This is a genomic window from Neobacillus mesonae (genome assembly GCF_001636315.1).
GTDB lineage: Bacteria > Bacillota > Bacilli > Bacillales > Cytobacillaceae > Neobacillus > Neobacillus mesonae.
Genome location: NZ_KV440949.1, coordinates 2970973 through 2986727, shown reverse-complemented (window position 1 = coordinate 2986727; position 15755 = coordinate 2970973). Strand labels below are relative to the sequence as shown.

The window sequence follows — 15755 nt, the reverse complement described above, 5'->3', positions numbered from 1 at the left end:
AAATAAACAGGGCTAATTCCATTAGAAATCAGTATTTTTTAATAGGAAATTGAACCATAACCTGTGTTCCTTCTCCTTCTTTACTCTTCACTTGAATTTTCCCCGAATGGGATTGAACGATCCATTGTGCTATTGAAAGACCTAAACCAGAGCCCTCTATATGTCTTGTTCTTGATTTATCTCCACGATAGTAACGATCAAAAATATAGGGAAGGTCATACTTTGAAATCCCAATACCAGTATCCATAATTTCAACTACGGCACGTGAATTTTTAACGGTTCCACTTATGGAAACCTTTCCTTGGTCTTTGGTGTATTTAAGCGCATTATCTAATAAAATGACGAATAACTGTTTGACTCTCTCCTTATCCCCGATGATCTTAATTGGCTGAATGTCCGCCGTTACCTGAATTTGTTTTTGAAGAGCCAGCGCTTTAAAGTCTCTTACAATTTGCTGGAGTACTTCATCTAACTGGAAAGGCTCTTGAACTACTTGTAAGCCTTCTGAATCTGAACGTGCCAATGTCAGTAAATCCGAGGACATTTTGGACAGATAGTTTAGTTCCTGTATCGCTTGATGTATGGTCTCACTTTCCTGTTCAATACTACGGTCTGGGTGGCGAAATAAATGCTCTAAATTCAACTTCATTACGGAAAGCGGTGTGCGCAATTCATGGGAGGCATCAGCAACAAATTGCTGCTGTTTATCCCATGACTTTCTGATCGGTATCAATGCCTTGTTAGCAAGATAGATCCCGCCAAGAAGGGCAATAAACACACTTATTAGGGAACCAAACCCAATCACCATGAGCAAATGGGACAACATTTCATTTTCACGTTTTAAATTGTAGATAATTTGTATCTTTTTTACCGAATCCTGCTCCAAGGACATATTTAAATATTTATAAGAGTTTCCATCCATCGTGATGGTTTGTATCCCTTCCTTATTCAATAAAGAGGAGAATCTTTCCACATCTGCTTTTGAGAGGGATTGTTGAGGAAGTATTTTATAGAGTTCATTTTTCTTGTCCCAAAGTAAATAAACCATTCTATGATTCTCTTCCCTCTCTGGATTTAATTCTTTGCCCAGTCTCTCTTGTTCGCCTAGGAGATGTGTCTTCTTTTCAGATATTGTTTCGTCGACCTGATGATATAAACTGTAGTGCATGTAAAAATATATCATGGCCCCAAAGGCATTTTGGAGAATGAAAAACACAAGGGAATTTAGGATAACCAGTCTCATTTTTGTCCGTTTAAACATAGGGCTTTACTCCTTCAACATGTATCCCACGCCTCGAACGGTTCGAATTAAACCATCATAATTGAAGGGAGCTAATTTTTTCCTAAGATAATGGATGTAGAGTTCTACAATTGCATCAGTTGTCTCCGATTCAAGTCCCCAAACTCGTTGAAAAAGCTGGTCTTTTGTTAAGATTTGCTCTTTATTTTGAATGAGATAATAAAGTAATTCGTACTCTTTTATCGTTAGTTTTAATGCATCCCCTTTTATAAATCCCTCATGCTGGCTGGTATCTAACCGAATAGGACCATACGTTATTTTACCTTCAATTCCAATCTTACCGGCACGGCGCAAGATTGACCGGACCCTTGCTAAAAGCTCCTCCGTCGCAAAGGGCTTAACGATATAATCATCTGCTCCTAAATCCAGGCCATGAACTTTATCCTCTATCCTGTCTTTTGCAGTAAGAAATAATGTCGGTGTTTTGCAGCCTACACTTCGTAATTTTTTCATAACCGTGTAGCCATCCATAATTGGCAACATGATATCAAGCGTTATAAGATCGTAATCATTTAGTGATGCCATAAGATAGCCTTCTTCCCCGTCTTTTGCCTGTTCCACTTGGTACTGCTCTTCCTCTAATATTTTTAAAATGATGCTTCTTAAGGGTAAATCATCTTCTATAACCAATACCCGCATGACTATCCATCATCTCCTAACTTTATTGTTAGTATATTGTTCATTTTCCAAGAACTCTATGTCTGGAATTGACTCTTTGCATTTTAGCAGCAGACTTTGCAGAAGTTGATTTTTTATTTAAATAACTATAAAGATTTCCGATAAAGGCCCCGATATACAAATAAGTTAACCCTCCAAACAACCCATAAACAATGGTGCCTGACACCGCAGCAAGAATACCAAAAATAACCTGGTTTTTATTTTTCGCTGGTGATGTTGGCGGATCTGTAAGCATAAAAAAGGCAAAAAATAGAGCAGCATTGATAAATGGCGGACGAAGTGCATCAGATGCATCACCGATATGAAGAAGGCCCATGAAAAATAGCAAGACAAAAGATGTTCCCAAATAGGCAAGTACTTGAGGGAATTTGTTTACCCTGTCAGTTACAAAATAACCGCCAATCAAAATAAAAATAACCGTCCATACTGGCAAGTCTCCAAAAGCTCCCCACCAGCTTTGTCCTGTTTGAAAGATAAAGATGGATAGGAATAATCCAAATGCTGCTGGATTAAAAATGGGTTTCTTCTTATAAACTAATAGATGCTTAGACAAAGCAGCCAAAAAGGCAGTGGCGGCTACAACGGGCCATGAGGTTGTAAAACTTAATATCAATGAAATAATTAAACCAGTAATAACGGTGCTGTCACGACTGCTTTTTCGTTTAAAGATGGTGCAGTAGATGTAATCTGTCAATAGAGCTGTCCCAACAGCAATCAAACTAGTTATGATACCCATCCAGGTTATTGTACCGATTGATGCGATGACCAAATAAAGAGACATGGCAATCGAAACATATCCCTTAGGTGTTTTCATCCATTTCTTTGCTCCCAATTAAAACCCTCCTATTCTCTTTATCTGTAATTCTGGTGTCATGAGTAATCCCTTTAGTTCAAGTTCTTGCATAACGATTTCTCCTCCAGGTAAAAAGGCAACGGTAGAAAAAGCATCTGCCATCATCGTATAAGGTGCAATAACACTGCAGCTAACCCATTCATTTGGGGAGCTTTTCGTTTTGGGATTCATAATATGATGTTTCCCCTTATTCAATGGGCTCACCCGCTCATAACTGCCGGAGGTACAGATGGCTTCATTGGAAATTTGAATCGTTTCAATGATTTGATCTTTTTGATAGGGATGCTGAATCCCTATTGTCCACTTGTTATAACTTTCTTCTGCTCCACCTGCAAATAGGTCACCGCCGGCATTCACAATAAACCCTTCAAATTCCTTCAATTCATTAACAGCCAAGTCGATTGCAAATCCTTTGGCTACAGCCCCTAAATCAATGACCAATGGCTTTTTGATTGTTACTGTTTGGGTTTCAGGATTTAGAACGATGTCCTGATAATCAACAGATTCGTCTGAAATGGATTGTATTCTCTCACCTGTTAAATAATGGCGATTAAATCCCTCCTTCTCCATGATTTTGCCTATCGTAGGATCAAATAATCCATCTGTTAATTTAGCCACTTCTATCGCAAAAAATAGAGGCTCATATAAAAACGGACTAATTTCCACAGGTGTTTTGGCCTTTTGGCATGCCAGCATCAACTCGCTCGAAGCGGTAAAGCGGCTGCAGGTTTGCTCTACTTTTTGAAAGGCTGCAAATGCACGGTTTATCTTTTCTTCTATTTCTTCCGATGGTTTTCTAGAGATCACTTCAATTTCTACAACAGTGTCCATATATAATTTGGTTTTCTTCATCGTTTTAACCTTGATTGGTTTTGGCCTGGTCCAGCGCCTGCTGTACCGCATCTTCAAATGCTTGAGTGCTATAAGTTGCCCCGGATACATTGGTCACTTGAGCACTTTGAGCCTGAAGTACTTCATCAGGGAGACCGACCACGTCCCTTTCCGAATAATGCATGGCAAAATCGCTAATCTCAACATCCGTAATCGTGTCATTTTTAATCGTTACTTGAACACCAATCGAACCGCGTCTGTTCCATCCGGAACCTGTAAATGTTCCCTCTTTATATATCCTGTTCGATTGAGTGACCTTTTGAGTATTGCTTGTGTTGTCACTATTTGTGTTATATGTTTGAATTTTATTCTCTATATGAAGTGGTTGTCCCTGAGCAGCATTTGTTTCCGTTGTAAAATAACCTGCTGCATATACAGCTGCAACCGCTGTTGAACAAAGGAGTACCCACTTTTTGTCCTTTTTTTTCATACGATAATCCTCCTAATAACACTATTTGTTACTGAGAACAGTATAACCGGCCAATCTTAGAATTTTCTTAGAAAAGATAAAAAAACAAACCGTTTGTATGAATGGATGATAGCTAAATTCAAACAAAAAAACCACTCCCTATTTTGTTATAGGAAATGGTTTTACTAATAATATAAAATAATCTTTTGAGACTAATAGCTGTCGGATGATAATACAACATGCCACTAGTAAAATGAAAGTGTGTAATTTCTTTAATAAGGTACTAAATGTGAGAAGGCTTACTTTTCCTCTGTTACTACCAATTGCGCTCTAGCATTAAAAAATGATCGATAACCAGATATAAGAATAAAATAATACTAATAGAAAACGTTCCAGTAATACCTAACATAATCGCTATTTGATATTTAATGGCTGTTAATGGGCTTGAACCTGAGAGAATAACCCCTGTCATCATCCCTGGTAAAAAGATAATCCGCTCCTAACATCAGTAACGCTTCAACCAATGAAAAAAGAGGCTTCCCAAAAGTTTGCGCAACTCATGAGAAACCTCTAGATTTTTGAGAGAAATGGTAGCAAAATGTTAGCAAACCACTCTCATCTTACTACAAAGCCTAGTCATATCAAGGGTTGGAACGGCTTATTACATCATGCCGCCCATGCCACCCATGCCGCCCATGTCAGGCATTGCAGGTGCAGCTGGTTCTGGCTTGTCAGCAACTACAGCTTCAGTTGTTAAGAACATAGCTGCAACAGATGCTGCGTTTTGAAGTGCAGAACGAGTTACTTTAGTTGGGTCAACGATACCAGCATCAACCATGTTTACCCATTGGCCGCTTGCTGCGTTGAAGCCAACGCCTACTTCTTCATGCTTTAAGCGCTCAACGATAACGGAGCCTTCAAGACCAGCGTTTTGTGCGATTGTGCGAACTGGCTCTTCCATTGCACGAAGAACGATTTTGATACCAGTAGCTTCGTCGCCTTCTTCTTGAAGTTCAGCGACTTTGCTGTATACGTTAAGAAGGGCAACACCACCACCGGATACGATACCTTCTTCAACAGCAGCGCGAGTAGCGTTTAGGGCGTCTTCGATACGAAGCTTGCGCTCTTTTAATTCAGTTTCAGTGGCAGCACCAACTTTGATTACTGCTACACCGCCAGCTAATTTAGCTAGGCGCTCTTGTAATTTTTCCTTGTCGAATTCAGAAGTAGTTTCTTCTAATTGAACGCGGATTTGGTTTACGCGAGCTTGAATGTCTTCAGTTGCGCCAGCACCTTCAACGATTGTTGTATTTTCTTTTGTAACAACAACTTTTGCAGCGCGGCCAAGAGAAGTGATAGTAGTTGTTTTAAGGTCACGGCCAAGCTCTTCAGTGATCACTTCACCGCCAGTTAATGCAGCGATGTCTTCAAGCATTGCTTTACGACGGTCACCAAAGCCAGGAGCCTTAACAGCTACAGCATTGAATGTTCCACGAAGTTTGTTTAATACTAATGTAGCAAGTGCTTCGCCTTCGATATCTTCAGCAATCAAAAGTAATGGCTTGCCTTGTTGTACAACTTGCTCAAGTACAGGCAGGATTTCTTGAATGCTGGAAATCTTTTTATCAGTAATTAAGATATATGGATTTTCTAATACTGCTTCCATTTTATCAGTATTTGTAACCATGTATGGAGATGAGTAGCCGCGGTCGAATTGCATACCTTCTACTACATCTAATTCAGTTGTGAAGCCTTTAGATTCTTCGATTGTGATAACACCATCGTTACCAACGCGCTCCATTGCTTCAGCGATTAATTGGCCGACTTCTTTGTCGTCAGAGGAAATCGCAGCTACTTGAGCGATGGATTCTTTACCTTCGATTGGTTTAGAAATAGCTTTTAATTCAGTTACTGCAGCAGCAACTGCTTTTTCGATCCCTTTACGGATAACCATTGGGTTTGCACCGGCAGTTACGTTCTTTAAGCCTTCGCGGATCATTGCCTGCGCAAGAACAGTTGCAGTTGTTGTACCGTCACCGGCAACATCGTTTGTTTTGCTTGCTACTTCAGCTACAAGCTTTGCACCCATGTTTTCGAATGCATCTTCTAATTCGATTTCTTTCGCGATTGTTACACCGTCGTTAGTGATAAGTGGTGAACCAAATTTTTTCTCAAGAACCACGTTGCGTCCTTTAGGTCCAAGAGTTACTTTTACTGCATCTGCAAGAGTATCAACACCGCGAAGCATCGCGCGGCGAGCGTCTTCACTAAATTTAATCTCTTTAGCCATTGTTCAAAAACCTCCTCAATATGTTTAAAAAAATGCTATTTTAGATTGTTAACCTTATACTGTCTAGCTCCAGCACCCAGCGTCTAGTGTCCTTCGCTCTTTTCCCTACGATAAGTCAACATCGATTCGCTTTGCTCATCGTGTTTCCTTTATCTCAGTCGAAGCGCTCCACAAGAAATACTTCGGCAGCATTGGCATCGCACGAAGAAAAAGCATTAGCTTTTTCGAGGAGGCCATACGCCGCTAAACGGGTGCTTCCGCTTTTCTATTGTCCTACTACAGCAAGGATATCGTTTTCGCGTAAAATTAAGTATTCTGCACCCTGATATTTTACTTCTGTACCAGAGTATTTTGAGAAGATAATGCGATCGCCGACAGAAACTTCCAGTGCAACGCGTTCTCCATTATCAAGCACGCGGCCAGTACCTACAGCTACCACTTTTCCTTCCTGCGGCTTTTCCTTCGCTGAATCCGGTAATACAATACCGCTGGCAGTTTTTTCTTCAGTTTCTACTAGTTCGATGATAATGCGATCACCTAATGGTCTTAACACTTAAAACAACCTCCTCAAATATGTGTATTCGATCATTATTAGCACTCGGGTAAGATGAGTGCTAACACAATTATTATAATAATGAATCTTAAAATCTTTTGCAAGTCAGATGCATAAAATATTTAAAAGAATTTTCTCTTTTTTTTCCACCTTAATAAGTATAGGAAAAACATTACGTTCTATACGTATTAAGTTAACAAAAGTTTTCAAAATTGAATGGGGTTTATATTAAAGGTAAAATAGTACCTATGGAGTACATGCAAAGGAGACTACATATTGAAAAAGGATTATTGGATTATCTTAATTGTTTATATTGTGATGCAGTTTTCAATCTTTATCGGCCAGCCCTTATTTCAATTCGGGTTTCAAAATTTGGGGAAGAACATCATTTTAGCAGGTCCAGCCTGGCTGGTTTTCAGCTTTACTGTTGCTTTGATCATTATTCTTTTTATATTACGAAAGGAAAGACATGCCCCGGGTCTTAGAGGCAATAAGAAAAGTTCTGTCAGCCAGTCAATAATGTGGGCATTTTTAGGCTTCTTCTTAGCGTTGTTTTCCCAATATGTCGCCGCCATTATTGAGCAGCTATTAGGGATTAAACCAGGTTCTGAGAACACAAAGCAAATTTTAAAAATCATCGATCTCCTTCCGCTGACAATGATTGTCACCAGCATCATTGGCCCTATTTTGGAAGAAATCGTGTTTCGAAAAATTATTTTTGGCAGTCTTTACGGCCGCTTTAATTTCTTTATTTCAGCACTCATCAGCTCGCTTGTCTTTGCGGCAGCCCATATGGACTTCCAGCATATCATCATTTATACCGCTATGGGGCTGACGTTCGCCTTTCTATATGTAAAAACCAATCGGATTATCGTCCCAATTTTTGCTCATGTGACGATGAATACCATGGTCGTTTTGGTCCAATCTATTTACCGGGAGGATATCGAACGATTGCAGCGAGAGCTTGAAGCGATTCAAAACTTTATCGGAGGATTCTTATGAGACGTTCACCCTTGTTTTCCGGATTTATATACTTTGTATTAGGCGCACTATTCACCTACTTCGCCATCGACGAGGTCCAGCAAAACGGCTGGGGCTTCCTCAGCTACCTCCTCGTCATCCTAGCCACCTTCGACTTCGGCGCTGGCTTTAAAATGATCGCTTTCCACTTTAAATATAAGAATCAATCAAAAAAATAAACGGGTGCCAGGCACCCGTCTTTTCTTATTCTTCCGCCGCTTCTTCCACTGTTTCTGCGATTGTTTCTTCTAATTCTCCCACATTTGGGTAGTGCTTTAAGAAGTAGACTAGTGATTGTAGTTCGACGGCGAGGTCGATGTGATGAACACGAATGGATGGCGGAATACTTAGTCTTGCTGGAGTGAAGTTTAAGATTCCCTTTACGTTTGTTTTGGCAACGCGGTCGGTAATCACCTGGGCAAACTGAGCCGGCACGGTTAAGATAATAACCGTGATATCTTCCTCGATTAAATGCTGTTCCAAATCATCCATCGCGATCACCGGCACATCACCGATTGATGTCCCGACTTTATTAGGATCGACATCAAAGGCACAGGTAATTTTTGTATTATTATTTTTCAAAAAGTTATAGTTTAAAAATGCTGTTCCGAGATTACCAACACCGACCAGTGCAACCTTTGTTAATTCATCCTGGTCTAAGGTTTTCCGGAAGAAGGTTAACAGATAATTGACATTATAGCCGTATCCCTTTTTCCCTAAGGCTCCAAAATAAGAAAAATCCCTGCGGATGGTCGCTGAATCTACCTTCACCGCTTCACTTAACTCAGCAGATGAAACCCGCTGCTTGCCGGATGAATGCAGGTTTTTTAAAAACCGGTAATATAAAGGCAGTCGCTTGGCGGTTGCCTGTGGGATTTTGGTCGTTTCATTCGTCATCTCTCCTACACCCCGCTTTTAATATAGTCCAGCCCTGTCACCCAATGACCACTGTTCGTTATGTGACTGGGGCATCCAATTCATTTAAATCTTTTCTGCTCGTTTAAAATCACCGTTTTTGCCGCCGGTTTTCTCTACTAAATAAGTTGGTCCAATAATCATACCTTTATCCACAGCTTTACACATATCATAGACAGTTAGAGCACACACTGAAGCAGCTGTTAACGCTTCCATCTCAACACCCGTGCTCCCTTTTGTTTTGACCGATACCGCAAATTCCAGGCGATATTGATTCTCTTCAACTGGCTCCCATGAAAAACTGACATTCACACCCGTTAAAGGAATCGGGTGACACATCGGGATGATATCCCACGTTTTCTTTGCTGCCATGACCGCAGCTACCTGGGCCACTGCCAGTACATCGCCTTTCTTCATTTCATGGTTGGTTATCTTCTGATAAATTTCCTCACTGACCGTGATGCTGGACTGTGCAAGTGCCGTCCGTGCTGTTTCCGGCTTATCACTGACATCCACCATCTTAGCTCTTCCCTCTTCATTAAAATGCGTAAATTCAGCCATTTAAATGCCTCCTACCTTCCAAATATACTATATTTTCATCCCTATGTGTGTGAAACTTTGAACTATCGGTATATTTTTTTATACTAGCAAGTCCTTCCTGCTTATTTCTTTGAGGTTGGAAGAAAAAACCTCTTTATTGCCGACCTACTGGGAATACGGTACACTAGTCCTAGTATAGAGGTGAATAAAAATGATTCTACTGCAAGTTAATCAATTACAAAAATCTTATGGTGCTGACCTTATTTTATCGAATATAAAGCTAGAATTACAATCCCGGGACCGTGTTGCCCTTGTCGGCCGAAACGGAGCCGGTAAATCAACATTATTGAAGATCATCGCAGGAAATCTGTCTTATGACGGCGGTGAAATCATTAAACCGAAGGATGTAACCATCGGCTACTTAGCCCAAAACACAGGATTGGAATCAAATTTATCCATTTGGGAGGAAATGCTGAGTGTCTTTGATGAACTCCGAGTTATGGAGCAATCATTGCGCAAGCTAGAAGAACAAATGGCAGACCCAGGTATTTTTAACGATTCGGAAAAATATGAACGAATTATGCACGAATATGATCAGCTGCAGGTTCAGTTTAAAGAGCTTGGCGGCTATCAATTTGAAGCGGATATTCGTTCCGTCCTTCATGGGCTTAATTTTCGGGATCACTCACTGATGATATCCAGCCTGAGCGGCGGTCAAAAGACACGTCTTGCCCTCGGTAAGCTTTTGTTAAAGAAGCCCGATATTTTAATCTTGGACGAGCCGACCAACCATCTTGATATCGAAACGCTCTCATGGTTGGAGCAATACTTACAAGGGTATGATGGGGCTATTCTAATTGTCTCCCACGACCGTTATTTTTTAGACAAAGTTGTCACACAAGTATATGAACTATCGCGCAATCGCATTCAACGGTTTACCGGCAATTACAGCGCCTATTTGGAGCAAAAGGCAGCTAATTACGACCGGGATATGAAGCTTTATGAAAAACAGCAGCAGGAAATCGCTGCATTGCAGGATTTTATCCAGCGCAACATCGCCCGGGCCACTACCACCAAACGAGCCCAAAGCCGTCGTAAAAAACTCGAAAAAATGGAAATCATGGACCGCCCATTAGGCGATGAAAAATCCGCTCATTTTTCGTTTGAAATTGAAAAACAAAGCGGCAATGATGTGTTATCGATTAACTCACTGGCGGTTGGATACAATGGCGAGAAAGTATCGGAGAACATTTCGTTCCGTGTGTTTCGCGGCGACAGCATTGCCCTTGTTGGTCCAAATGGAATTGGCAAATCGACGCTTTTAAAGACAATTATAAAAAAACTCGAGCCGCTTGCCGGGGAAGTTCTGTACGGCACAAATTTATCTATAGGCTACTACGACCAGGAACAGGCCAACTTAACCTCCAATAAGCGAGTCCTGAATGAACTTTGGGATGAATACCCGCTCAGACCGGAGAAGGAAATCCGGACCGTGTTAGGTAATTTTCTTTTTTCCGGTGATGACGTGCTAAAAAACGTTTCGTCATTAAGCGGCGGTGAGAAGGCGCGGCTTGCTTTAGCTAAGCTGATGATGGAGAAGGCCAATCTGCTGATTTTGGACGAACCGACGAACCATCTTGATCTCGACAGCAAGGAAGTACTCGAGAATGCTTTAATTGATTATCCTGGGACGCTATTATTTGTTTCCCATGACCGATATTTTATCAACCGCATTGCGACAAAAGTCGTTGAACTTAGCCGTGAGGGAAGTACTGAGTTCCTCGGTGACTATGATTACTATGTGGATAAAAAATTGGAGCAGGAGGAGCTGGCTGCATTAGCGCAGGTCGCTTCGGAGAAAAAAGCAACTAGTTTGGAGAGTTCTGAAAAGGCTAATTATCAGCAAGATAAGGAAATGAAAAAATTGGAGCGCCAGCGAAAGCGTAAATTAGAAGAGATTGAGCTGCGCATTGAGGAATTAGAAGAGCAAATCCAGGAGTTTGAACAGCTTTTATGCGATCCCGAGGTTTTTCAGAATCATGAAAAAGTCATAGAGATTAATCAAAACAATGAAAAGGCCAAGGCTGAGCTCGAACAACTGATGGAAGAATGGGCTGAGCTGGCAGAATAATGATAAATGAGGCAGAGGACGGTTCTCTTGCCTCATTTTTTTCGTAGATTTTGTTTTATGATTTTTTTAAGATAAACTTACTCACAAACTTATGCACATTTAGGATAGCTAAATAACAGATGTCAACACGGTTTTCCACATTATCCACAATAAACCCTTAACTTATCCACATTACACACATTAATATAGGAGTTATCCACAGTGTCATGTTTTTTTTAAAAAAAATTATCCACAAAAAATGGATCATCTGATTATTCAAACGTTCGTTTAATTGGCTTCATCTATTGTTTAATCAAACATTCGTTTAGTTTTCCAATAAATTCAACCAAACGTTCGTTTAACTCCTAATTTCCATAGTTACCAAGGCTTCCAACCATTCAAATAAACGTTCGTTTAATTTTTCAGCAAAACATATCCATTTTCAAACAAACGTTTAGTTAAAAAAAGACCTCCCCTGCTTAGGAAAGGTCGTCATGGTTAAATATTTGAATATCCAGCCCAGGGTTTGCGTTTAAAGTCATCCCGGCTCTTATGCCCTTTTCAAACATTACACTTCCTGCCGCTGCGATCATTGCGGCATTGTCCGTACAAAGAGACAGCGGCGGTATTACTAAATCAATCTCAGAACCTGAAAATGCCTCTTCCAAAGCGCTTCTCAAGCCCTTATTGGCCGCTACACCACCGGCGACTACTACCTGTTTTACCCTATATTCAGCAACAGCATCCATAGTTTTTTTGACTAAAACGTCAATTACGCTTGCCTGGAAACTTGCGGCAAGATTCTCAGGGGGAATTGTTTCACCGCGCTGCTCCGCATTATGAACCGTGTTGATTACCGCTGATTTCAAACCGCTGAAGCTGAAATCATAGGAGCCATCCTCAAGCCATGCCCGCGGTAAATCAATCGTTGGGCTGCCTTCGTGGGCTAAACGGTCAATATGAGGACCGCCTGGGTACGGCATATTTAATACCCTTGCTACCTTGTCATAAGCCTCTCCAGCAGCGTCGTCACGCGTTTCTCCAATTACCTCGAAATGCCCATGTTCCTTCATATATACCAGCTCGGTATGTCCTCCAGACACGACCAGCGCTAACAGCGGGAATTGAAGCTCTGTCACAAGCCAGTTCGCATAAATATGACCTGCAATATGATGGACCGGCACAAGCGGCTTTTGGTGGGCAAACGCCAGTGCCTTTGCCGCATTCACTCCTATTAAAAGGGCTCCCACTAAGCCGGGGCCTTCTGTCACTGCAATCGCGTCAATTTCAGCCATTGTCACATTCGCCTGTTTCAGCGCCTCTTCCAAAACAATCGTGATTTGTTCGACATGATGCCTTGAAGCAATCTCTGGTACTACCCCGCCAAAACGCTTATGGCTTTCAATTTGCGATGCCACGACATTTGCGGCAATTTCTTGCCCGTTTTTAATAATGGCCACAGCCGTTTCATCACAGCTTGTTTCTATTCCTAAAATTAACTGATCTTTTTTCATAAGTTCACCCACATAACTAAGGCGTCTTCCTGATTATCCGAATAATAATTTTTCCGAATGCCGCCATTTTGAAATCCCATCTTCCGATACAGCGATTGGGCAATATGATTTGTCACACGAACCTCCAGCGTCATGCTTCTTGCACCCATTTCACGGGAGACAGCAATCAGCTTTCGCATCATTGCATCCCCCAATTTTTTTCCCCTATATTCCGGAAGAACGGCCACATTGGTCACATGTGCCTCATCAATCACAATCCATACACCGCAGTAGCCGATGATCCTATTGTCATGCTCGAGCACGATATAAACAGCAAATTTATTAGTGTGCAATTCATTATAAAAAGCTTCCCTGCTCCATGGCAAAGTAAAGGATGCATGCTCAACCTCTAATACTTGATCAATGTCCTCTTCCCGCATATAGCGAAAAATATATGAATCTTCCATCTTTCTAAGTCCTATCCATTTTAAATTTTTCCCTGTTTCTCTAACCATTTTGCTTCCGCTTCCGCTAAGCGGATATAATTCGGTACAAAAGTATGTACGTCTTCCCCCGGCTTATCTTTCCCTAACCAGGCCAGTTCTGACGGACGCGGGTTTTGCTCAGTTGCATTGGCAAAAACAGCGTTATCCCCCATTTGCTCCTCAAATGCAGCTCGATGAAGCGGTATATCATTTCCAACAAATAAAATTGGCCGGTCCAGATTTGCTAATTTGGATGCCCAATCCACTGACATCGTCAGCAAATCCGGTACAACAGCTGTTAGGCTGCCATTTTGATACTGATACAATCCAGTATAGACTTGTCCCCTTCTAGCATCAAATATTGGCGCTACATACCCTTCAAAATGCCTGGCAGGGCCGGCAGCCAGCACCTCTAAACTGGATATACCGACAAGTGGAATATTTAAAGACCATGCCAATGTCTTAGCAATCGTCACGCCAATTCTGACTCCTGTATAAGACCCCGGTCCTTTTGCTACAACGATTTTCGTTAAATCTGCCGTACTTTTCCCGCAATCTTCCATAATTGTCTGAATCGCCGGCATGATGCGAATCGAATGGTTCTTTTTTAAGTTTGTAATATATTCACCAAGCACTTGATTTTCTTCGATAAGCGCTACTCCTAATGGATTATTAGAAGTATCAATCGCCAAAATTGTCATTGAAAAATCTCCTTACATAATTGCTCATATCTTGGACCTTTTGGGTCAAGAACAATTTTCCGCTGCCCTTCCGCTTCATGGTATAAATAAATAGTCAGCAAGTCGCCTGGCAGCTGCTCTTCAATTAAATGTGCCCATTCCACTACTGTGACACCATTACCCTCAAAGTATTCATCAAACCCGAGGTCTTCTAATGAATCTGCTACCCGATATACATCCATATGAAATAAAGGCAGTCTTCCCTGATACTCTTTGATAATTGTAAAAGTCGGGCTATTTACAGTCCTCTTAATGCCCAGTCCTTTAGCTAACCCCTTAGTAAAAGTTGTTTTACCTGCCCCTAAGTCGCCTTCAAGGGCAATAACATCCCCTGGCTGTAAAAAGGCAGCCAGTCTTTCTGCAAATTGGGATGTCTCATCAGAATTCCTTGTTTTTAATTCATATTCGGCCATCTAATCACCTATTTTACTTAAAAAATCTATATCTTCATTTTACCTTATTTTTATACAAAAAAACCTTAGGATGTTTCCTAAGGAGAATAATTTAGTATGTAAAATATATAAAAATTGTTTTTTAAAATAAAAAAAGCCGAAACAATGTTTCGTACCTGCTTTTTTATTTAAGTGGCGGTCTGGACGGGACTCGAACCCGCGACCTCCTGCGTGACAGGCAGGCATTCTAACCAACTGAACTACCAGACCAAATTGCGGGGGCAGGATTTGAACCTGCGACCTTCGGGTTATGAGCCCGACGAGCTACCGGACTGCTCCACCCCGCGATAATAGAAAATTATAAAGTTTAACTCATGCCCTTAGTGACAAGGACTGTTCCGACTTCAGAATGCATATTCAAGCAGCAGTTCAGTCGGTACAACTCGCAGACTATTCGATGAAGAAACGCTCGTTGCTCCACCCCGCGATAATAAAAATTATTTAAATAAAACAGCCCGGCAGCGTCCTACTCTCACAGGGGCGCCTGCCCCAACTACCATCGGCGCTGAGAAGCTTAACTTCCGTGTTCGGTATGGGAACGGGTGTGACCTTCTCGCCATCACCGCCGGACTATATTATTTGAGGTTCATTCCCTCAAAACTAGATAATACAGAAGAAGATTCGTAAGAATGAGTTCGCTAATATTATTGACTTGGTTAAGTCCTCGATCGATTAGTATCAGTCAGCTCCACATGTCACCATGCTTCCACCTCTGACCTATCAACCTGATCATCTTTCAGGGATCTTACTAGCTTGACGCTATGGGAAATCTCATCTTGAGGGGGGCTTCATGCTTAGATGCTTTCAGCACTTATCCCGTCCGCACATAGCTACCCAGCGATGCCTTTGGCAAGACAACTGGTACACCAGCGGTGCGTCCATCCCGGTCCTCTCGTACTAAGGACAGCTCCTCTCAAATTTCCTGCGCCCACGACGGATAGGGACCGAACTGTCTCACGACGTTCTGAACCCAGCTCGCGTACCGCTTTAATGGGCGAACAGCCCAACCCTTGGGACCGACTACAG

The 15755-nt window shown here is 41.5% G+C and carries 16 protein-coding genes, 2 tRNA genes, 2 rRNA genes and 1 pseudogene (1 of these 21 running past the window's edge); 3 read left to right on the top strand and 18 right to left on the bottom strand.

Annotated elements, in window-relative coordinates; genetic code table 11:
• Positions 1 to 28 precede the first annotated feature (28 nt).
• The 8 genes and pseudogenes from A6749_RS14215 to groES form a co-directional block, all read right to left on the bottom strand.
• A complete protein-coding gene (locus tag A6749_RS14215) occupies positions 29 to 1261 on the bottom strand; it encodes a sensor histidine kinase (protein WP_066390616.1) in 1233 nt (410 codons plus the stop codon).
• A gap of 6 nt (positions 1262 to 1267) precedes the next feature.
• The gene (locus A6749_RS14210; protein ID WP_066390614.1) at positions 1268 to 1939 is read right to left on the bottom strand and encodes a response regulator transcription factor; all 672 of its coding nucleotides are present in this window, start codon (positions 1937 to 1939) and stop codon (positions 1268 to 1270) included.
• A 40-nt stretch (positions 1940 to 1979) separates the two neighbouring features.
• Entirely contained in the window at positions 1980 to 2810 is an 831-nt protein-coding gene (locus tag A6749_RS14205) for an RnfABCDGE type electron transport complex subunit D (protein WP_153043026.1), read from the bottom strand.
• Positions 2811 to 3683: an FAD:protein FMN transferase gene (locus tag A6749_RS14200; RefSeq protein WP_084797828.1), complete on the bottom strand. Its 873-nt coding sequence runs from the start codon at positions 3681 to 3683 to the stop codon at positions 2811 to 2813. It lies immediately after the preceding gene.
• Between the two features lie 4 nt (positions 3684 to 3687).
• Entirely contained in the window at positions 3688 to 4152 is a 465-nt protein-coding gene (locus tag A6749_RS14195) for an FMN-binding protein (protein ID WP_066390603.1), read from the bottom strand.
• Between the two features lie 278 nt (positions 4153 to 4430).
• A pseudogene (locus A6749_RS27680) lies at positions 4431 to 4624 on the bottom strand (ABC transporter permease); the annotation flags it as partial.
• A gap of 168 nt (positions 4625 to 4792) precedes the next feature.
• Positions 4793 to 6421, bottom strand: coding sequence for a chaperonin GroEL (groL, locus tag A6749_RS14190; RefSeq protein WP_066390599.1), 1629 nt, complete (start codon positions 6419 to 6421; stop codon positions 4793 to 4795).
• Positions 6422 to 6686: 265 nt separating this feature from the next.
• Entirely contained in the window at positions 6687 to 6974 is a 288-nt protein-coding gene (groES, locus tag A6749_RS14185; protein WP_066390594.1) for a co-chaperone GroES, read from the bottom strand.
• A 276-nt stretch (positions 6975 to 7250) separates the two neighbouring features.
• Here groES and A6749_RS14180 point away from each other — a divergent pair, with 276 nt between their 5' ends.
• Positions 7251 to 7976 (top strand): CPBP family intramembrane glutamic endopeptidase, encoded by a 726-nt coding sequence (locus tag A6749_RS14180; RefSeq protein WP_066390591.1) that lies wholly within the window; start codon positions 7251 to 7253, stop codon positions 7974 to 7976.
• Positions 7973 to 8173, top strand: coding sequence for a YdiK family protein (locus A6749_RS14175; RefSeq protein WP_066390588.1), 201 nt, complete (start codon positions 7973 to 7975; stop codon positions 8171 to 8173). The genes A6749_RS14180 and A6749_RS14175 overlap by 4 nt, the downstream gene beginning before the upstream one ends.
• 25 nt (positions 8174 to 8198) lie before the next feature.
• On the opposite strand, the gene A6749_RS14170 is transcribed toward A6749_RS14175, so the two are convergent.
• Both A6749_RS14170 and moaC read right to left on the bottom strand, forming a co-directional pair.
• Positions 8199 to 8891, bottom strand: a complete 693-nt coding sequence (locus A6749_RS14170) for a redox-sensing transcriptional repressor Rex (RefSeq protein WP_066390586.1) — start codon at positions 8889 to 8891, stop codon at positions 8199 to 8201.
• A gap of 84 nt (positions 8892 to 8975) precedes the next feature.
• Positions 8976 to 9470, bottom strand: coding sequence for a cyclic pyranopterin monophosphate synthase MoaC (gene moaC, locus A6749_RS14165; protein ID WP_066390582.1), 495 nt, complete (start codon positions 9468 to 9470; stop codon positions 8976 to 8978).
• 190 nt (positions 9471 to 9660) lie between these two features.
• Here moaC and A6749_RS14160 point away from each other — a divergent pair, with 190 nt between their 5' ends.
• The gene (locus A6749_RS14160) at positions 9661 to 11580 is read left to right on the top strand and encodes an ABC-F family ATP-binding cassette domain-containing protein (protein WP_066390574.1); all 1920 of its coding nucleotides are present in this window, start codon (positions 9661 to 9663) and stop codon (positions 11578 to 11580) included.
• A gap of 458 nt (positions 11581 to 12038) precedes the next feature.
• On the opposite strand, the gene tsaD is transcribed toward A6749_RS14160, so the two are convergent.
• The 8 genes from tsaD to A6749_RS14120 form a co-directional block, all read right to left on the bottom strand.
• A complete protein-coding gene (gene tsaD / locus A6749_RS14155) occupies positions 12039 to 13073 on the bottom strand; it encodes a tRNA (adenosine(37)-N6)-threonylcarbamoyltransferase complex transferase subunit TsaD (RefSeq protein WP_066390571.1) in 1035 nt (344 codons plus the stop codon).
• Positions 13070 to 13519 (bottom strand): ribosomal protein S18-alanine N-acetyltransferase, encoded by a 450-nt coding sequence (rimI, locus tag A6749_RS14150; protein ID WP_066400965.1) that lies wholly within the window; start codon positions 13517 to 13519, stop codon positions 13070 to 13072. The genes tsaD and rimI overlap by 4 nt, the downstream gene beginning before the upstream one ends.
• A 20-nt stretch (positions 13520 to 13539) precedes the next feature.
• Positions 13540 to 14238: a tRNA (adenosine(37)-N6)-threonylcarbamoyltransferase complex dimerization subunit type 1 TsaB gene (gene tsaB, locus A6749_RS14145; RefSeq protein WP_066390568.1), complete on the bottom strand. Its 699-nt coding sequence runs from the start codon at positions 14236 to 14238 to the stop codon at positions 13540 to 13542.
• The gene (tsaE, locus tag A6749_RS14140; protein ID WP_066390565.1) at positions 14235 to 14690 is read right to left on the bottom strand and encodes a tRNA (adenosine(37)-N6)-threonylcarbamoyltransferase complex ATPase subunit type 1 TsaE; all 456 of its coding nucleotides are present in this window, start codon (positions 14688 to 14690) and stop codon (positions 14235 to 14237) included. The genes tsaB and tsaE overlap by 4 nt, the downstream gene beginning before the upstream one ends.
• 172 nt (positions 14691 to 14862) lie before the next feature.
• Positions 14863 to 14939, bottom strand: a tRNA-Asp gene (locus tag A6749_RS14135).
• Positions 14940 to 14942: 3 nt separating this feature from the next.
• A tRNA-Met gene (locus tag A6749_RS14130) sits at positions 14943 to 15016 on the bottom strand.
• A gap of 166 nt (positions 15017 to 15182) precedes the next feature.
• Positions 15183 to 15299, bottom strand: a 5S ribosomal RNA gene (gene rrf, locus A6749_RS14125).
• An 82-nt stretch (positions 15300 to 15381) separates the two neighbouring features.
• Positions 15382 to 15755 (bottom strand): 23S ribosomal RNA (locus A6749_RS14120) (it continues 2562 nt past the right edge of the window).